The organism is Labrys neptuniae (assembly GCF_040797145.1).
GTDB classification, from domain to species: domain Bacteria; phylum Pseudomonadota; class Alphaproteobacteria; order Rhizobiales; family Labraceae; genus Labrys; species Labrys neptuniae.
Genome location: NZ_JBFNQD010000009.1, coordinates 106,997 through 124,590 on the forward strand (window position 1 = coordinate 106,997; position 17,594 = coordinate 124,590).

Consider the following 17,594-nt stretch of genomic DNA (forward strand, 5'->3'; position numbering starts at 1 on the left):
ACATGGTCATGGTCGATTCGGTTCCACCTTCCGCGAGCGCCGTCGTCGATTTCTGGGTTGCGGCGGGTCCCGAACGCTGGTTCGAGAAGGATGAAGGGTTCGATTGCGATTTTCGCACGCGTTTCCTCACCCTGCATCAGGCTGCCATGCGTGGCGAACTCGCGGACTGGGAGGCGACGGCGCCCGGTGCGCTCGCGCTGGTGCTGCTGCTCGACCAGTTTCCGCGCAATGCCTTTCGCGATACGCCGGCGATGTATGCCGGCGATCCCCAGGCACGACAGGTTGCAGCCGCGGCTCTGGCTCATGGCCATGACCGCCGCATTGCGCCGGAGCTGCGCATCTTCTTCTATCTGCCCTTCATGCATTCGGAGGAGCTTGCCGACCAGGAGCGCTGCCTCGCTCTGTGCCGGACGCTGGAAGGCGACTATCTGAAGTATGCCGAGGAGCATCGCGACATCATCGCCCGCTTCGGCCGCTTTCCTCATCGCAATGATATTCTTGGCCGCGTCTGCACGCCGGAAGAACGCCGTTTTCTCGACGAGGGCGGCTTTGCGGGCTGAAGCCCTCCGTCATTGCGAGCGCAGCGAAGCAATCCAGGAGCCACGTGTTTTACCAAGACTGGATTGCTTTGCTGCGCTCGCAATGACGCAGGCGCGGTCTCTCTGCCAAATCACGACTGTGGAGTTATGCTCTGTCGATCACATGGAAGAAGGAGCCGGTGACCCGGCCGCGATGGCTGCCGAGGGCCCCCAGGGAGGTACCGTTGGCATCGCTGACCTCGAAGAGCGGCGTGTCGCCGGAGCGCAAGGTGGTCGAGTAGTGAAACTCATGGCCGCGCACCAGGCTGCCACGGTTGCCGAGCGGGCAATCCTGCTTCAGTTCGGCGAGACGATAGCCCAGATTCATCTTGCGCTTGGCGAAGCTGGTTTCGAGGTCGAGCAGGCCGGTCATGCGGTGGGCCGTGCCTTCCGCATCCGTCAGGACCTGGCCGAGCACCATGTAGCCCCCGCATTCGCCATGCACGGGACGGGTCTGCGCGAACTGGCGCAGGGCTCGCTGGAAACGGGTGGCGGTGGCGAGCCGCGCGCCGTGGAGTTCGGGATAGCCGCCCGGCAGCCAGGCGATGTCGGCATCCTCTGCCGGCCCCTCATCGGCCAGCGGCGAGAAGGGGATGATCTCGGCGCCCTGGCGGCGCCAGCCGGCGATCAGATGCGGATAGACGAAGGAGAAGGCGGCGTCGCGGGCCAGCGCGATGCGCTGGCCGGGCGGGCGTAAGCCCGCATCCTTGATATCGGCCGGCGGAAGACCTGCCTGGTCCAGCCCCGTCGGCAGTTTGGTCGGCCCGGCGAGGGACCGGATGGCCTCGATGCTGCAATGGGCCTCGACGAAATCCGCCAAAGCTTCCAGCCGCTGGTCGAGTTCGGCGGTCTCGTCGGCCTGGACCAGGCCGAGATGGCGTTCAGGCAGCACGAGGTCGGCATTGCGGGGCAGGACGCCGACCACGGGCAGGCCGGCCTCCTCGATGCCCTTGCGTGCCAAAGCCTCGTGCCGGGAGCTGGCGACCTTGTTGAGCACCACGCCGGCAATGCGCACATCGGGGCGGAAACTGGCAAAGCCCTTGGCGACGGCACCGGCAGACTGGGACTGGCCGGAAATGTCGAGAATCAGCAGCACTGGCCAGCCCTGCCGCGCCGCGAGGCCGGACGAGGAGCCGTCCCCGCTGGCACCGTCGCTGACAACGCCGTCGAACAGCCCCATCAGCGCCTCGCCGATGAAGAGCTCGGCATCGCTGCCGGCCTGGTGGATCAGGCTGTCGAGGAGGGCCGGGCGCATCGCCCAGCTGTCGAGATTGTAGCTCACCCGCGCGGCGGCCGCGGCATGAAAGCCGGGATCGATATAGTCGGGGCCGCATTTCATCGGCTGTACGGCAATGCCGCTGCGGGCGAGGGCGCGCAGCAGGCCGAGCACCAGAGTGGTCTTGCCGGAGCCGGAGCGGGGCGCGGCAATGAGAAGGCCGGGAGGGATCATATGCCGTTCCTGCCTCGCCCGGGAGCGGCGCGCAAGAGCGTTTCCACCAAAACACGTTTGCCCCGGAGGGCTTGGCCCGGAAATCCTCACTGCATTCCCGAGCCCCTCTTGAAACCCCCTTGCGCTTGCCCATATTGAGATTGTTCCGGAGTTGCCGGAACGGGGATGCCGTCAGGGTCCCACTCCAAAGTCGCTTCCTGCGAGGGCTTTGCAATGTCGCGCGTACCAACCTTGAACTCGCCCTTCCTGCTCGGTTTCGATGAGATCGAACGAGCACTGGACAGGGTCGCCAAAGCCGCCAATGACGGCTATCCGCCCTATAATATCGAGCGGGTCGGTTCCTGTGATCGACCACCCGAGCGGTTGAGAATCACCCTCGCCGTCGCTGGCTTCAGCCGCGAGGAGCTTGACGTCTCGATCGAGGAAAACCAGCTCGTCATCCGCGGGCGCCAGGTGGACGACAAATCCCGCGTCTTCCTGCATCGCGGCATCGCAGCCCGCCAGTTCCAGCGCACTTTCCTCCTCGCCGATGGCATGGAGGTGATGGGTGCGGATTTGAAGAACGGGCTGCTTTCCGTCGATCTGATCCGCCCGGAGCCCGAGCGCGTCGCCAAGCGCATCGACATCGCGGTGCGGGACTGACGAACCGCTTGCTTTTTTCCATTGTATTCAACGTTCAGGAGGGTCCCATGATCCGGAACGATAAGACTGCTGTGCCTACTCCCGAGATGCTGGCCGCCCTGGGCGCCGGGCATGTCGCCTATGTCAAGCCGATCATGTCGGAGGATGCCATGCGGCTCTATCCGCAGCTCGGCGAAATCCGTCCCGGCTTGAAGCTGTTCACCCTCAATGCCGCCGACGGCACGCCGATCATGATCGCCGACTCGGCCGAGGGCGCGGTGGCCAATGCCTGGGAACAGGAACTGGTGCCGGTTTCCCTGCACTGAGCAGCTCACGAGAAGTGCATCCGCCAGGAGCGGATCCAGGGCGGCGAAGCGCAAGCTTCGTCGCCTTTCTTGTGTCGAGGCCAACCGGCGAAGCGCAAGCTTCGTCGCCTTCTCTATCGAGATATGCCCCGGCTTCGTCGCTCTTCAGGCGAGCGGGGGTGATGCGGCGGGCATCTCGATCTGGCCGGTGGTGGCCGGTGCGCTCGCCTGAGGGCGCTTGTAGAGGAAGTACCAGGCGAGGGCGCCGACGACCAGGATGGCGATGATGAGATAGAGCCAGGTCATGCTGCCGCTCGATTGCGGTGGCGGCGGGGGAGCGGCCTGGTGCTGGACCTGAGGGCTGGGAGACGGTTTGGTGTCGAGTGTCGACCGGCTGGCTGGTGCTGCCGTTTCGCCGGATCCGAGGGTCGACGTGCCCGCCTGAGGTCCCGGTGCGGCCGAACCCAGCGTGGATTGCGGCGGCGTGGTCCGGAAGGCGCCGCTGACCGCCGTGTCCAGGCCTTGCAGAAAGCCGCTATCGGCAAGTCCCGCCGCGAGGCTGGCCGGGAGTGCCGCCGTGATCGCCTGTTTCTCGCCCGCAAAGAGCGTGGCCACCGCATTGCCGTCCGCCCAATTCTCCGGCGATTGGTTGCCGAGGGCGCCGACGACGGCCGGGCCGACAAGACCGAGCACGGAAGCGGCGGCCTGCGGTGGGGCGCCGGTGGCCTGGCCGAGGACATTGGCCAGCTGGTTGACGCCTTCGGCGCCGAGCAGGGAGGTCAGCACGTTGCCGCCGCTGGCCAAGGCATTGGCATCGCCGCTGGTCACGCCGGCAGACAGCGTGTCGAACAGGCCCGGATCCTGGCTGGAGATCAGATCGGAAATGCCCTTGGCCCCGTCGGGAGAAGAGGCCTCGCTGGCGAAGGCCCCGAGCACGGAGGGAATCGCGGCGCCGACCAGTTTTCCGGCCAGGGCCGGGTCGATGCCGATGATTGCAGCGGCGCGCTCGATGAGATCGGGGGTGATCAATTGGGAGACGAGGCTGGGAAGATTGATGGCCATTTCATTCCTCGTGTCAGAAAATTTATGGATACCTTAGTACCCAATCGTCTCCGTTGCAAAATTCAATGGCGTGGGGCCGGCTGTTCTTGCCGCCCGCCAAGTGCCCGGCAGAATGACGTTTCGCGAAGATTCAAATTCCTTTACGGAATAGGAAAGATTTGAATTTCGTATGTCGCGCCGAACCTCGTTTTGAGGATTGCCGCTTGGCTGATCGCCCGGCCAGGCGGTGCGCCATCATGGCCGAGCGAAGATTATCCTGCTCTTCGAGCGGTCAGGCCGAGCGGCTGGCACCTACCGGCAGCACGATCACCTTGGTGCCGACGGGAACGCGCTTGTAGAGATCGATGATGTCCTGGTTGGTCAGCCGGATGCAGCCGGACGAGACCTTGGTGCCGATGGCGGATGGGTTGGTGGTCCCATGCAGGCGATACAGCGTGTCGCGGCCGCCGCTATAGAGATAGAGCGCGCGGGCGCCCAGCGGGTTGCTGGGGCCGCCGGCCATGCCGGACCGATAGCGGCCATATTGCTTGGGATTGCGGGCGATCATGGTGGGGGTCGGGGTCCAGCGCGGCCACGTGGCCTTGCGCGCGATGATCGCCTCGCCCTGGAAATTGTACTCCGCGACCTTGCCGACGCCGACCCCGTAGCGCAGCGCCTTGCCGTTGCCCTGGATCAGATAGAGGAAACGCTTGTTGGGGTCGACGACGATGGTGCCGGTCTTTTCCGATGATTGATAGGAAACCTCGCGGCGCCAGAAACGGGGTGCCACGCTGGCCAGATCCACGGCCTTGATCGGGTAGGCGCCATCCCTGGAGCCGGCATAGAGGGCGGCATAATGGGGGTCGAGCGCCTCGGCCGTTTCCGGTGTGGCGGCGGGGGCGTTCCGGGCCTCCTCGGGCTTGACGATGGGCAGGGCGGCGAGCTGTGCGCTCGCGCCCGCCTGCGGGGCAACGGCCGGGGTTGCCAGAGAGGTGTCGATCTTCGCGCTCGTCGTGACGCAGCTTGCAAGCATCAGCGGCAAGGCCAGAAGGATAATGCTTCGTGCCAGTATCATTTTAGTCCAGATATGTGCTGCTTTTATTCGTCCGCGCCTGCCGGAGCTCGGAAGCTGCGGCGGCGTCTCGGTGAGGCTGGGGCGTAGGCAGCCATTGCGGCAGGATTGTGCGCCCGTGGCGAGCTTGTCGGCGGCGGATGCAAAAGCGCCCGAGGGTGTGTTCTTCCGGCAACAAGATTGTCGTACCGCTTGCTCTAGCTGGTTCGGCCTTCCCCGAGGGGCCAGGTGACGCTGAAGCTGAAAGGCGCGAAGCGGGCATGGGGCAGGCCGGCGGCTGCGAGGGCCTCGGCCACCCATTGATTGCAGGTGTTGAACGGTCCGTAGCGCCCCCTGGCGAGATAGAAGGCTTCGAGCCCCGTGCCGCCGGGGCGCTGCTGGGCCTTGCCGGCGGTGTCCGGCTGCAGGCTCGCGCGAATATGGGCGATCAGGGCCTGCCGGCCTTCCCTGTCAACCGCAAGCGGCAGGCAGTCGGGATTGGCGACCGGCGGATTGAGGGCGACCACCCTGAGGGCGGTGTCGTGCCGGCCGGCAAGGGCCGCCAGGGCCGTCGATATCCTGGTGTCGGCCCAGGTCGGCGTGTCCTGGAAAAAGACGAGGTCGCCCCAACCGAAGGCCAGATAGGCCTCGCTGGGCAGGTCGGGGGGCGTGACGGCCGGAAACAGTCCCGCCCAATCGACCAGCGCGTCCCGGCTCGGCATCACGATGTCGGTATGGGCGAGGGAGGCGCACAGATAGAGGGGCGGCTCGCTGTCGGCCTGCTGGGCTCGCCCAGGCGCGGGCAGGAGTGCGAAGCCGATGGCGACAAGCAAGAAGCCGAGAAGGGCGAGGAACGGCAGGGCGGCGAGTGCGGACAGGAGGCGCAGGCTCTGCGAGAGCCGCGTGCGCCTCATCGTTCCGGCCACAACCCCGCTGGCGGGATCAGGCATGCTGCGAAGACGCCTGCAAGGCTCCCCCCATGATGGTCGGACGCTTTTTCGCGATTCGAGATGATTCCGCCGAATCGCAAAACGCTTCGTGCGCGCAAACCAACTGAACCGGTTCGATCATAAGGCTCGGATGGGAGAAAGACGAGGGCCGACGCGAGACGGAGGTGTTCTCAGGCCTTGTCGGTCAGGCCGCGGTAGACCTTGGCTGGCCAGGTCAGGGCATCGGGAAGCGCTCGGGCGATGCTGCTGGCAAAATCGGAGGCCGAGCCGCTGCTCCACTGCCCTTGGACCACAGGGGCCAGTTGGACGCCCACCCCGATCAGATAGACGATGATCAACAAGGATAGAATGGCACGCATGGTGAGCTCTCCCCAGACGGCCACACCCGACATGGCCCTGCATTCGGCCGGAGTGTCGCGGAACTTCGTGGCGGCAGCGTGATCGCCGGCACAATCCCGTAACGCAGCGGTTTGCGGGGACGGATCTTGTCGAGGCCGTCGTTCAATCGGGCCCTCGGCCGTTGCACTCGGCCTCAATTGCCTTCAGGCGATCATGCACGCGCACCATGGCCTTGCGGACGGCGAGCTTGGCCTTCAGGGCAGCGATACCGCTCGTCGCGCAATTCGGAGAAGCAAAGTCGAGACAGGGAATGCCACGCTCCAGCCGCTCGGCGGAGAGAACACCGCAATCCTCGAACAACAGGCACGGCTCCTGGCCGCTGCTCGGACCGGTCAGATGCATTCCCATCGTTACTCTCCCCTGGTTCTGTTTGTAAGCTAACAATCTCCCAGGGGCGTGATAGGGGCGTGACCGGGCTTTTCGGGACCTGCCGTCGCAGGCCTTGCGCAAAGCCGTCTGTCCCGGAGATAATCGCGAGCCTTGTAACGTGGCGGTCACACGCGATAAGCCAGTGCTCTCCAGAGCAAAACGCGTTTAGACGGAAACGCTTGTTTGCTCTCACTCTTTGGTTCGATGCGTTTTGCGATTCTTGGCGTCACCGCTAAATCGCAAGACGCTCTGGCGCGCGGCTGAACGCAATTTGCCAGGCCTGCAACATCGCGACGGGGCTGCGGTATATGGCATTTCGACCCTTGGACTATGACGAGCACCCGACCGTTCTCGCGGCCGAGTATCAGCGTATCAAGGCGAGCCTGTCCGACAACGAGGCGATGCTGCTCGCCTGCCTCACCAATGTGCTGAACGAATTGCCGGATTGGCTGGACGGGGACTATGCTGCCGGCAGCGCGCTCGACCATGCCAACACGGCGATCGAGGCGATGCTGCGGGGCTCCGGCTTGCTGCCGATTCCCCCTGAAGCCCGCGAACGGGCCGAGAGGCTGCGCGACGACAGCTGAAACCCGAGACGATAGCTGAAACCTGGAGCAAAGCGCGTTCAAGCGTGAACGCTTATTTGCTCTCACTCTTTGTTTCCAAGCCAATCCAAAGGATTGGCTAAGGCGTTTTGCGATTCTTGGTGATTCCACCAAATCGCAGAACGCCTTAGGGCTCGGGCGTGAGCGATGCTCTGCGTCTTGAGGCCTCGAAATGCAAAAGGCCCGACGGGCCGTTAGCCACGTCGAGCCTTTCCGAAATTGGTGCCCAGAAGAGGACTCGAACCTCCACACCTTGCAGTACACGGACCTGAACCGTGCGCGTCTACCAATTCCGCCATCTGGGCGCGGGGGTCTTCTAGGGGGGCGGAGAGCCGATGTCAACGCCCATTTGCAGTTCTTGCGACAGCTTGATGAAACCGCCGCAAAACCGGCGTTCTGCCTTGCGTTTGACACCTTGCTGGGCTTGTCTGCGGCGGAGTTCGAATGGAGTGAATGCCTTGGCCGCAGCGATTCTCGACGAGGCCCTGCTTTATGACGGCTGGAACCGCCTGCTGATGGTCAAGGCCCGCACGCCCGGTGGCGCGGTGATTCACCGCAGCGTCGAGGATCACGGCGATGCGGTGACGGTTCTGCCCTTCGATCCCGAGCGCCGGCTGGCGTTGCTGGTGCGCCAGTTGCGCGTTGCGATTCTCAAGGGACATGGCGTGGAGGCCTCGCTCGAGGCACCGGCCGGTATCCTGGACGAGGACGATCCGGCCGATTGCGCCCGGCGCGAGGCGATGGAGGAGGCAGGGCTGGAACTGAAGGCCCTGGTCCCGCTCGGGGCGGCCTTCGTGATGCCGGGCATCTCGACCGAGAAGATGCACATGTTCCTGGCCGAATATGCGGCGGCGAGCCGCGTGGGCGCCGGCGGCGGCCTGGCAGAGGAGAACGAAGAGATCGAAGTGGTCGAGATCGGGCTGAAGGATCTAGCCGCCATGGCCGACCGCGGCGAGCTTTCCGATCTCAAGACCTACGCCCTGGTGCAGACGCTCCGGCTGAAGCGGCCGGAGCTGTTTTAAAGGATGATCGCGCGGGTCCCATCCCTTCTCCCCTTGCGGGAGAAGGTGGCACGAAGTGCCGGATGAGGGGTTTCTCGACATTTCCGAGAGGGCGCGCGACCCCTCATCCCCCTGCCGGGACCTTCTCCCGCAAGGGGAGAAGGGCATAGGTATGCGGGCCTTACTTCTTGACGCTGCGGGCGCCCTTGGCGATGTCGCCGACCAGCGCCAGCACGGCCGGCACCGTCTTCTCCGTCGCCATGTTGTCGGCATCGAGGCTGCTGCGTACCGCTTCCACCAGGGCCGAACCCACTACCACGCCGTCGGCGCCCTCGGCGATGGCCCGGGCGTGCTCGGCGGTCTTGACGCCGAAGCCGACGCAGACCGGCAGGTCGGTGTGCTGCTTGATGCGGCCGACGGCGCCGGCCACCACGCCGAAATCGGGCGTGGCCGAGCCGGTGATACCGGTGATCGAGACATAATAGACGAAGCCCGAGGTGTTCTGCAGCACCTTGGGCAGGCGTTTGTCGTCGGTGGTCGGCGTCGCCAGGCGGATGAAGGCGATGCCGGCCTTCAGCGCCGGCAGGCAGAGCTCGTCATCCTCTTCCGGCGGCAGATCGACCACGATCAGGCCGTCGACCCCGGCGGCCTTGGCATCGACCAGGAAGCGTTCGACGCCATAGATGTAGATCGGGTTGAAATAGCCCATCAGGATGATCGGCGTGGCATCGTCGCTTTTGCGGAATTCGCGGATGACGCCGAGCGTCTTGGTCAGCGTCATGCCGGCCTTGAGGGCCCGCAGGCCCGCAGCCTGGATCGCCGGGCCGTCGGCCATCGGATCGGTGAAGGGCATGCCGAATTCGATGATGTCGGCGCCGGCAGCCGGCAGGCCGGCAAGGATCTTGGCGGAAGTCTCGATATCGGGATCGCCGGCGGTGACGAAGGTCACCAGGGCGGCGCGCTTTTCGGCGGCCAGGGCGGCGAAGCGGGCGGTGAGGCGGCTGGTCATGGTGTCACAGGCTCGGAGCAGGGGGCGGCAGGATGGGATGGCGCGAGGTCATAGCGACGTTCCCAAAATCTCGGCAACCTGCGGTACGTCCTTGTCGCCGCGGCCGGAGAGGCTGACCACCATCAGGTGATCCTTGGGCCGCTTCGGTGCGAGCTCGGCCACCCGGGCGAGGGCGTGAGCCGATTCGAGCGCGGGAATGATGCCCTCCAGGCGCGACAGCAGCTGGAAGGCGTCGAGCGCCTCCTGGTCCGTCGCGGACATGTAGGTGGCGCGGCCGACCTCGTGCAGCCAGGAATGTTCCGGCCCGATGCCGGGGTAGTCGAGGCCGGCGGAGATGGAATGGGCTTCCTCGATCTGGCCGTCGGCATCCATCAACAGATAGGTGCGGTTGCCGTGCAGCACGCCGGGGCGGCCGCCGGCGATCGAGGCGGCGTGCAGGCTGGTGAGGCCGTGCCCGGCCGCTTCCACCCCGATGATCTCGACGGAGGGATCGTCAAGGAAGGGATGGAACAGGCCCATGGCGTTGGAACCACCGCCGATGCAGGCGATCACGCTGTCGGGCAGGCGCCCTTCGGCCTCCATCATCTGCTCGCGGGTCTCGCGGCCGATGATCGACTGGAAGTCGCGCACCATGCCCGGATAGGGATGGGGGCCGGCCACGGTGCCGATGCAGTAGAAGGTGTCGTGCACATTGGTGACCCAGTCGCGCAGCGCCTCGTTCATGGCGTCCTTGAGCGTCTTGGAGCCGGACTGCACCGGAATGACCTCGGCGCCGAGCATCTTCATGCGGAAGACGTTGGGCGCCTGGCGCTCGACGTCGACGGCGCCCATATAGACCACGCATTTCAGGCCGAAGCGGGCGCAGAGCGTGGCGGTGGCGACGCCGTGCTGGCCAGCGCCGGTCTCGGCGATGATGCGTGGCTTGCCCATGCGACGCGCCAGCATGATCTGGCCGAGCACATTGTTGACCTTGTGCGAGCCGGTGTGGTTCAGCTCTTCACGCTTGAGATAGATCTTGGCGCCGCCGAAATGCTCGGTCAGCCTTTCGGCGAAATAGAGCGGCGAGGGCCGGCCGACATAGGTGGACAGGTGCCCCGCCATCTCCTTGTGGAAGGCCGGGTCTGCCTTGGCCTGCTTGTAGGCCTCTTCCAGCGACAGGATCAACGGCATCAGCGTCTCGGCGACGAAGCGCCCGCCGAACTGCCCGAAATGACCGCGCTCATCGGGTCCGTTGCGGAAGGAATTGAGCTTGGGGGTCTCGGTCATCGTTGCGGCCTGTTGTCAGCGGGATGACGTGAAGGAGGCGCGCGCCCTCTCCACGAAAGCCCTGATCTTGTCGGGGTTCTTCACGCCGGGCCGGTCTTCGACGCCCGACGAGACGTCGACCCCGTCGGGGGTGCTGATGCGGATGGCTTCGGCAACATTGGCGGGATCGAGCCCGCCCGATAGCATGAAGGGCAGGGTGCGGTCGAGATGCTTGAGCAGCGTCCAGTCGAATGTCACGCCGTTGCCGCCGGGATGGGCGGCGTCCTTCGGGGGCTTGGCGTCGAGCAACAGCCAGTCGGCCACGCCGCGATAGGCGGCTGCCCCTTCGAGATCGGCGGCGCTGGAGACACCGATCGCCTTCAGGACCGGCAGGCCGTAGCGGGCCTTGACGGCCGCCACACGCTCGGGACTTTCCTTGCCATGCAGCTGCAGCCCGTCGGGGGCGAGGGCGGCTACGATGGCGTCGAGCCTGGCATCGTCGGCATCGACGGAGAGGGCGGTCTTGCGCGCACGGCCCGAGACCTGCGCGCCCAGCTGGGCCGCCAGATCATAGCCGATATGGCGGGGCGATTTCTCGAAGAACACGAAGCCGACCATGTCGGCGCCGGCGGCCAGAGCCGCTTCCAGCGTGTCGGGGGTGGAGAGACCGCAGATCTTGATCAATGCCATAATGGCGTCGAGATAGTTGCATCCGGCGCGCATTGCCAGTGAAATCAGGATGGAGCAGGGGAGAGAGTGCGAATGTTCCCGAAAGGGCGGTTCGTCGGCGGGGTCGCGGTGATGGCTGGGCTGGTGGTGATGGCGGGGCCGGCCGAGGCGTCGCTGTGCTATGCCCGCGACTACGATACCGCCCATCTGGTCAAGCATGTCGACCAGCGCGTGACCCGTATCACCGTGCGTCTCCTGGCCGACAATGGCTCGGGCATCGGTGTCGGCCTGTGGTTCCGGGGCGACAAGCGCCAATGGTGGGCGGGCGGCGGCTGCCGGCAGCAGGGAGCCGTGTTCGCCTGCACCCTGGACGGTGACGGTGGCAAGCTCACCGCGACGCGGAATGCCAAGGGCGTCCGCCTCGACGTTCCCGCTGCGGGCATGCAGGTGGAGCATCCCGATGCGCAGGGCAATGCCAGCTTCCAGGCCGTCGACGGGCCGGAACACCGGGTCTTCCTGCTCTGGCCGGCGCCGGAGGCCGCATGCGAGCCGCAGAATTGACGGGTGATCCATGCAACGGTTTCGGTCGGGGCGGGCGAGGCGCAACTAGCCTTCTCCACGAAGTGGGGAAGGTGTCACGACGCAGTCGTGACGGATGGGGTGCGGTGGGCAATGCGACGCCATTAGTGGCTTGGCAGGGCGGTGGTGCAATCTCGGCTTGGCATACGCGCTGCCCGCCACACCCCACCCGACCTCGCTTCGCTCGGCCACCCTCCCCAACTTCGTTGGAGAGGGCTGGTCGCGTCACATTCCGAAGGTTCTATGCCAAGACGCTGGTGCTGGCAGTGATGGCTGCCACATTGGTCTTTGTGACTACCTCCGCTCACGCCGCCGACCTGCCGCCCGGCTTCGTCCGCCTGGCCGAGGTCGCGCCCGGTATCCGGCAGGACATGCGCTATGCCGGTTCGCACAATTTCGTCGGCCGGCCTGTCGCGGGCTATGCAAGCCCGGCCTGCTGGCTCAAGCGCGAGGCGGCGCAGGCCCTGGCCGCGGCGGCCCGCGACCTCGAAAAGCGCCATTGGCGGCTCGTCGTCTATGATTGCTACCGGCCTAAGCGCGCCGTCGCCGATTTCCTGGCCTGGGCCGGCGATGCCGCCGACCAGCGGACCAGGGCCGAATTCTATCCCCGCACGCCCAAGTCGAGACTGTTCGCGCTCGGCTATGTCGCCCGCGCCTCCTCCCATTCGGAGGGTATCGCCGTCGATGTCGCGGCGGAACAGGTCGATGCGGCCGGGCAGGTCACGCCGCTCGATTTCGGTGGTGGCTTCGACCTGTTCGACGAGACGTCCTGGACCGCGAGCAAGGCGGTGTCGGCTGAGGCCGCCGCCAATCGCAAGGCCCTCGTCGCCGTCTTCGCCGCGAATGGCCTTGCCAATTATGCGCGGGAATGGTGGCATTTCAGCCTGCCCGGCGCCACGAAGGCGCCGGCCTATGATGTGGTGATCAGGGAACCCTGAGGGCGATGTGGCCCATGCAAGCATGCCCAGACTTCGTCATTGCCGGGCTTGACCCGGCAATCCAGAAACGAACGGGGTTTGCACTCTCGGCTCCTGGGTAGCCGGGTCAAGCCCGGCTATGACAAAGCGGAGGGGTTTCTCCTCAAGAGATCAGAATGCGCTATTTCTTCGGGCGCTTGGCGCCCTGGGTGTTCAGATACACCGCATAGAGCGACGTCGTGCCGCAAATATAGAGGCGGTTGCGCTTGGGGCCGCCGAATTCGACATTGGCGACGACTTCGGGGATGAGCACCTTGCCGATCAGCGTGCCGTCGGGGGCGTAGCAGATCACGCCTTCGCCGGACGAGGTCCAGACATTGCCGTGGATGTCGACGCGCAGGCCGTCGAACAGGCCAGCCGGTGAGGTGGCGAAAACCTTGCCGCCCGAGAGCGTGATTCCGTCCTCGCCGACGTCGAAGACGCGGATATGGCGCGGGCCGTCCTCGACATGGGTGGCGCCGGTGTCGACGATGTAGAGCCTGGATTCGTCGGGGGAGAAGGCAAGGCCGTTGGGCTTGACGAAATCGGTGGCCACGGCCGTGAGCTTCCCGCCGCGCGGGGGGATGCGATAGACATAGGAGGCGCCGATCTCAGAAGGCGCCGCGTCGCCCTCATATTCGGAATCGATGCCATAGGTCGGGTCGGTGAACCAGATCGAGCCGTCCGACTTCACCACCGCGTCATTGGGCGAGTTCAGGCGCTTGCCTTCATATTTGTCGGCCAGGATGGTGCGGCTGCCGTCATGCTCGATGCGGCTGACGCAGCGCCCGCGATGCTCGCAGGCGATCAGGCGGCCTTCGCGGTCGACGGTGTGGCCGTTCTGGTTGCGGCTGTCATGGTCGTAGACCGAGACCGAGCCGTCGGTCTCGTCATAGCGCATCAGCCGGTTGTTCGGGATATCCGACCAGATCAGATATTTGCCGGCCGGAAAATAGGCCGGACCCTCCGCCCAGCGCGTGCCGGTATAGAGCTTGTCGAGCTGGGAATTGCCGAAGATGAGCGCCTTGAAGCGCGGATCGACGACCACGAATTCCTTGGGGAGCATGTCGGTTCCTCGTTGTTTCATACCAAGCCTCGAGAATGCATCGGCATTTTCGAGGCTTGGTATTGGTTGGCCGCATGGAACGACAATTGCCCGGCAAAATCAATTCATCGGACAAAAGAAAACGGCGCGGAAACCGCGCCGTGGAGTGGATATTTTTCGGAGCGCGGACATCTTGTCCGCCCTTGGGAGCGCCGAACTTGACGGTGAAGCAAGAGGCGGACTGGAAGTCCGCGCTCCAAGACGCCCTCACTGGCCCGTCTTGACCCGGGTCCAGGTGCGGGTGACCAGCGTCTGTACCTTGGCCGCGTAGGGCTGCACGGTATAGGTCTTGGCCAGCATGTCGTCGTTGAGATAGATCTGCGGATTGTCCGTGATCGCCTTGTCGACCAACGGCTTGGCCGCCAGCACGCCCGAGGCGAACTTGGTGGCATCGGCATTCTTGGCCGCGACATCGGGACGGATCATGTAGTTGATGAAGGCATGGGCCGCATCGACATGCTTGGCGTCCTTGGGAATGGCCATGGTGTCCATCGACATCAGCGTGCCTTCCTGGGGCACGACATAATCGACCTTCACGCCGTTCTTGGCTTCCTCGGCACGCGCCTTGGCCTGATAGGTGTCGCCGGCCCAGCCGATGGCGAGGCAGATGTCGCCATTGGCGAGCGCATTGATATATTCGGACGAGTGGAACTTCTTCACATAGGGGCGGACACCCTCGAGCAGCTTGCCGGCTGCCTCGATGTCCTTCTTGTCGGTCGAGCCCGGTTCCTTGCCAAGATATTTCAGGGCGGCGGTGAGGACGTCCTCAGGGCTGTCGAGGAAATAGACGCCGCAATCCTTGAACTTGGCGAGGTTCTCGGGCTTGAACACCACGTCCCAGCTGTTCATCGGTTTGTCGCCGTACACGGCCTTGGCCTTGTCGACATTGTAGGCGATGCCGGTGGTGAACCAGGTGTAATCGACGAGGTATTCGTTGCCGGGATCGTAGACCGCAAGATTTTCCATGATCTTGGGCCACAATTCCTTGTAGTTCGACAATTTGGACTTGTCTATTTTCTGGAATACGCCTGCCTTGATCTGGCGCGATGCGAAGGTCGCGGAGGGGAAGACGACGTCATAGCCGGAATTGCCGGCGAACAATTTGGTTTCCAGCACTTCGTTGGAATCCATGGTGTCGTAGACCACCTTGATTCCGGTTTCCTTGGTGAAATCTTCGAGCACGGTCGGGCCAATGTAATCCGACCAGTTATAGACGTTGACGACCTTGTCCTCGGCCATGGCCTGGCCCGCGAGCAACGCCACGGCCGTAGCCGCGAGAGCCAGTTTCTTGAAGGCTGACATCGGGAACACCTCCTCTGGGTGAGCGCCGCGCATTCCCGGACGCGACGCTGGCGTGCGAAAGCTAGAACCCCTGCTGAACTTGCTCAAGTCTTCCGAAGGGGTTTTGGTGACGTTTTATATAGCAAGTCCGTTACCGGTCAGGAGTGGAGCTGCGAAACTACAGATAGGTTTCATATTCCAGGCTCGAGATGCGGCGCTCGAACTCGGCGCATTCGAGTTCCTTCATCACCGCATAGACTTCGGCGAAGTGTTCGCCGAAATGCCGGCGGGCGAACTCCGAGGCCCGGAACAGGGCGACGGCCTCTTGCATCGAGCCCGACAGCCTGGGAGCGCCGAGATCATAGGCATTGCCGATGATCGGTTCGGGGGCCGGCATCTTCTTCTCCATGCCCTCATGCATGGCGGCCAGGATGGCGGCGAGCACGAGATAGGGATTGGCGTCGGCACCGGCGATGCGGTGCTCGATACGGGTGGCGGCCGGGCTGCCATTGGGAATGCGCACCGCCACCGAGCGGTTGTCATAGCCCCAGGTCAGGGAAACCGGCGCATAGGAGCCCGGCATCAGGCGGCGGAAGCCATTATAGCTCGACACGAACAGCAGCGCCGTCTCGGGCATATGGGTCAGCATGCCGCCGACGGCATGGCGCAGGGTGTCGGCGCCGGTATCCGGTTTGGCGAAGACATTGGCACCCTCGGCATCGAGGAGGCTGGCATGGATGTGCATGCCCGAGCCGGCAGTGTCGAGATAGGGCTTGGGCATGAAGCTGGCGACGAGGCCGTGCTTGCGTGCCACGCCCTGGATCATGCGGCGCAGCAGCACGGCATCGTCGGCCGCCGCCATGGCATCGTCGCGATGGTAGAGATTGATCTCGAACTGGCCGGGCGCCGCCTCGGAAATCACCGAATCGGCCGGCAGGCCCTGGATCTTGGCGGCCTCGCGCATCTCCTGGATCACCGGCGCGAAGGTGTCGAGATCGGAGATCGAATACATGTTCTGGCGAGCGGGGCCCGTATCGCGGTGGAATACCGTCTTGGGCGTCTCGCCTGGCTTGCTACCGCCTTGCAGCAGGTAGAATTCGAGCTCGAAGGCCACCACGGGCTTGAGGCCGAGGGCGGTGAGCTTGTCGAGCTGGGCCTTGAGGATATGGCGCGGATCGAGCATCCAGGGCCGGCCATCCGGCAGATACATCGAGATCAGCGCCTGCATGGCGGGCTGGGAGGACCAGGGCACCGGCTTGAGCGTACCAGGAACCAGGCGGCACAGGCCGTCCTTGTCGCCGGTCTCGATATGAATGCCGGTTTCCTCGACCTCGCGTCCCCAGACGTCGAGGCCGAACATCGATTGCGGCATCGCCACCCCGTCCTTGAGGACCTTGTCGATTGCCGAGCCGGGCAGCCATTTGCCGCGGAGAATGCCGTTGGTGTCGGGAAGCAGCACTTCGATGACGTCGACTTGCGGGGCCGAAGACAAGCCAGCCGCGTCGCCGGCGAGTTTGTTCACGCCGTGCGTTTGGAATCCCATGGTACACCGGGGTTGTGAATGCGTCGTATCTTGACGCATCCTTCATCTGCACTAATTGTGATCACAAATTTGTGCGGTGTCAAATGGAGTCCGTTTTGCCCATGCCGAGTTCGCCAAAGCCGCGTTCGCCCAAGTCGCGTTCGCTCAAGTCGAGCAGCAGCGAGCCCGCCAGCAAACTGGCACCCGTGCATGACAAGGTCTATGCGGCGATCCGCAGTGGCCTGGTCGGCGGGCAGTTCGTCCCAGGCAGGGCCGTGACCCTGCGGGGGCTGGCCGAGATGCTCGGCGTCAGTCCGATGCCCGTCCGGGCCGCGGTGACGCGATTGGTCACCGAGGGCGCCCTGACCCTGACCGCGACGCGCCGGGTCAGCGTTCCCCTGATGACGCCGGCCCGCTTCGAGGAACTGGTACGCGTGCGCATGCTGCTGGAAGGAGAGGCGGCCGAAAGGGCGCTACCCGCCATCGACGCCGAACGCCTCGCCGCCATCCGGATGCATGACGACGAGGTCGAGCGTTGCCTCGCCGAAGACGATGCCGAGGGCTATATGCGGGCCAACCATGCCTTCCATTTCGCCATCTACACGGCGGTGCCCTCGTCGGTGCTGTTGCCGCTGATCGAGACGCTCTGGCTGCAATTCGGCCCGTTCATGCGCCTCGTCTATGAGGACCTCGACATGAGCGGCCTCGTCGACCAGCATCATCGCGCCATCACCGCCATCGAGCGGGGCGACGCCAAGGGGCTGCGCGATGCCATCGAGGCCGATATCGGCGACGGCATGCGCATCATCGGCAAGATGGCGCTGGGCTGAGGCAGCTTCCGGAGGAACTGCGCCGCCC

20 protein-coding genes and 1 tRNA gene are annotated in these 17,594 nt (G+C 64.7%); 8 read left to right on the forward strand and 13 right to left on the reverse strand.

Annotated elements, in window-relative coordinates; all coding sequences use genetic code 11:
* Nucleotides 1–2: 2 nt before the first annotated feature.
* The gene (locus ABXS05_RS23245; RefSeq protein WP_367625539.1) at nucleotides 3–560 is read left to right on the forward strand and encodes a DUF924 family protein; all 558 of its coding nucleotides are present in this window, start codon (nucleotides 3–5) and stop codon (nucleotides 558–560) included.
* A 124-nt stretch (nucleotides 561–684) separates the two neighbouring features.
* Here the strand turns inward: ABXS05_RS23245 and ABXS05_RS23250 are convergent, their stop codons facing one another.
* Complete coding sequence (locus ABXS05_RS23250) at nucleotides 685–2,028, reverse strand: cobyrinic acid a,c-diamide synthase CobB (RefSeq protein ID WP_367625540.1); 1,344 nt, start codon at nucleotides 2,026–2,028, stop codon at nucleotides 685–687.
* A gap of 213 nt (nucleotides 2,029–2,241) precedes the next feature.
* Between ABXS05_RS23250 and ABXS05_RS23255 the strand changes: the two genes are divergently transcribed.
* Together ABXS05_RS23255 and ABXS05_RS23260 are read left to right on the forward strand one after the other, a co-directional pair.
* Nucleotides 2,242–2,670: an Hsp20 family protein gene (locus ABXS05_RS23255; RefSeq protein ID WP_068293755.1), complete on the forward strand. Its 429-nt coding sequence runs from the start codon at nucleotides 2,242–2,244 to the stop codon at nucleotides 2,668–2,670.
* A gap of 47 nt (nucleotides 2,671–2,717) precedes the next feature.
* Nucleotides 2,718–2,975, forward strand: a complete 258-nt coding sequence (locus tag ABXS05_RS23260; protein ID WP_311943662.1) for a BQ00720 family protein — start codon at nucleotides 2,718–2,720, stop codon at nucleotides 2,973–2,975.
* A 144-nt stretch (nucleotides 2,976–3,119) separates the two neighbouring features.
* Here the strand turns inward: ABXS05_RS23260 and ABXS05_RS23265 are convergent, their stop codons facing one another.
* The 5 genes from ABXS05_RS23265 to ABXS05_RS23285 all read right to left on the reverse strand — a co-directional run bounded on the left by ABXS05_RS23265 (nucleotide 3,120) and on the right by ABXS05_RS23285 (nucleotide 6,743).
* A complete protein-coding gene (locus ABXS05_RS23265) occupies nucleotides 3,120–4,016 on the reverse strand; it encodes a DUF937 domain-containing protein (RefSeq protein WP_367625541.1) in 897 nt (298 codons plus the stop codon).
* Between the two features lie 271 nt (nucleotides 4,017–4,287).
* On the reverse strand, nucleotides 4,288–5,070 hold the full coding sequence (locus ABXS05_RS23270; protein ID WP_367625542.1) for a L,D-transpeptidase: 783 nt from the start codon (nucleotides 5,068–5,070) through the stop codon (nucleotides 4,288–4,290).
* A 194-nt stretch (nucleotides 5,071–5,264) separates the two neighbouring features.
* Complete coding sequence (locus ABXS05_RS23275) at nucleotides 5,265–5,996, reverse strand: DUF2459 domain-containing protein (protein WP_311943668.1); 732 nt, start codon at nucleotides 5,994–5,996, stop codon at nucleotides 5,265–5,267.
* 170 nt (nucleotides 5,997–6,166) lie between these two features.
* Nucleotides 6,167–6,388 (reverse strand): hypothetical protein, encoded by a 222-nt coding sequence (locus ABXS05_RS23280; RefSeq protein WP_311943670.1) that lies wholly within the window; start codon nucleotides 6,386–6,388, stop codon nucleotides 6,167–6,169.
* 109 nt (nucleotides 6,389–6,497) lie between these two features.
* Entirely contained in the window at nucleotides 6,498–6,743 is a 246-nt protein-coding gene (locus ABXS05_RS23285; protein ID WP_311943671.1) for a hypothetical protein, read from the reverse strand.
* Between the two features lie 329 nt (nucleotides 6,744–7,072).
* Between ABXS05_RS23285 and ABXS05_RS23290 the strand changes: the two genes are divergently transcribed.
* On the forward strand, nucleotides 7,073–7,351 hold the full coding sequence (locus ABXS05_RS23290) for a hypothetical protein (RefSeq protein WP_146126940.1): 279 nt from the start codon (nucleotides 7,073–7,075) through the stop codon (nucleotides 7,349–7,351).
* A 238-nt stretch (nucleotides 7,352–7,589) separates the two neighbouring features.
* Here the strand turns inward: ABXS05_RS23290 and ABXS05_RS23295 are convergent.
* Nucleotides 7,590–7,674 (reverse strand) — tRNA-Leu (locus tag ABXS05_RS23295).
* Between the two features lie 153 nt (nucleotides 7,675–7,827).
* Here ABXS05_RS23295 and ABXS05_RS23300 point away from each other — a divergent pair.
* Nucleotides 7,828–8,391: an NUDIX domain-containing protein gene (locus tag ABXS05_RS23300; protein WP_437178692.1), complete on the forward strand. Its 564-nt coding sequence runs from the start codon at nucleotides 7,828–7,830 to the stop codon at nucleotides 8,389–8,391.
* A gap of 160 nt (nucleotides 8,392–8,551) precedes the next feature.
* On the opposite strand, the gene trpA is transcribed toward ABXS05_RS23300, so the two are convergent.
* Genes trpA through ABXS05_RS23315 form a run of 3 tightly spaced genes read right to left on the reverse strand, consistent with a single transcriptional unit; the run spans nucleotide 8,552 to nucleotide 11,317 of the window.
* Nucleotides 8,552–9,379 (reverse strand): tryptophan synthase subunit alpha, encoded by an 828-nt coding sequence (trpA, locus tag ABXS05_RS23305; protein WP_367625543.1) that lies wholly within the window; start codon nucleotides 9,377–9,379, stop codon nucleotides 8,552–8,554.
* Between the two features lie 48 nt (nucleotides 9,380–9,427).
* Entirely contained in the window at nucleotides 9,428–10,645 is a 1,218-nt protein-coding gene (gene trpB, locus ABXS05_RS23310; protein WP_311943679.1) for a tryptophan synthase subunit beta, read from the reverse strand.
* A gap of 15 nt (nucleotides 10,646–10,660) precedes the next feature.
* Nucleotides 10,661–11,317 (reverse strand): phosphoribosylanthranilate isomerase, encoded by a 657-nt coding sequence (locus ABXS05_RS23315; RefSeq protein ID WP_437178696.1) that lies wholly within the window; start codon nucleotides 11,315–11,317, stop codon nucleotides 10,661–10,663.
* A 69-nt stretch (nucleotides 11,318–11,386) separates the two neighbouring features.
* Here ABXS05_RS23315 and ABXS05_RS23320 point away from each other — a divergent pair, with 69 nt between their 5' ends.
* Both ABXS05_RS23320 and ABXS05_RS23325 read left to right on the forward strand, forming a co-directional pair.
* Nucleotides 11,387–11,854, forward strand: coding sequence for a hypothetical protein (locus ABXS05_RS23320; RefSeq protein ID WP_367625545.1), 468 nt, complete (start codon nucleotides 11,387–11,389; stop codon nucleotides 11,852–11,854).
* 287 nt (nucleotides 11,855–12,141) lie between these two features.
* Nucleotides 12,142–12,810: a M15 family metallopeptidase gene (locus ABXS05_RS23325; RefSeq protein WP_367625546.1), complete on the forward strand. Its 669-nt coding sequence runs from the start codon at nucleotides 12,142–12,144 to the stop codon at nucleotides 12,808–12,810.
* A gap of 160 nt (nucleotides 12,811–12,970) precedes the next feature.
* Here ABXS05_RS23325 and ABXS05_RS23330 read toward each other — a convergent pair whose 3' ends face one another.
* From ABXS05_RS23330 to ABXS05_RS23340, 3 genes are all read right to left on the reverse strand, one after another.
* Nucleotides 12,971–13,894 (reverse strand): SMP-30/gluconolactonase/LRE family protein, encoded by a 924-nt coding sequence (locus ABXS05_RS23330; protein WP_311943687.1) that lies wholly within the window; start codon nucleotides 13,892–13,894, stop codon nucleotides 12,971–12,973.
* A 246-nt stretch (nucleotides 13,895–14,140) separates the two neighbouring features.
* Nucleotides 14,141–15,235, reverse strand: coding sequence for a polyamine ABC transporter substrate-binding protein (locus tag ABXS05_RS23335; RefSeq protein ID WP_376717763.1), 1,095 nt, complete (start codon nucleotides 15,233–15,235; stop codon nucleotides 14,141–14,143).
* A gap of 157 nt (nucleotides 15,236–15,392) precedes the next feature.
* A complete protein-coding gene (locus ABXS05_RS23340) occupies nucleotides 15,393–16,736 on the reverse strand; it encodes a glutamine synthetase family protein (protein WP_311943688.1) in 1,344 nt (447 codons plus the stop codon).
* A 122-nt stretch (nucleotides 16,737–16,858) separates the two neighbouring features.
* On the opposite strand from ABXS05_RS23340, the gene ABXS05_RS23345 reads away from it, so the two are divergent.
* On the forward strand, nucleotides 16,859–17,566 hold the full coding sequence (locus tag ABXS05_RS23345) for a GntR family transcriptional regulator (RefSeq protein WP_311943690.1): 708 nt from the start codon (nucleotides 16,859–16,861) through the stop codon (nucleotides 17,564–17,566).
* Nucleotides 17,567–17,594: the final 28 nt, after the last annotated feature.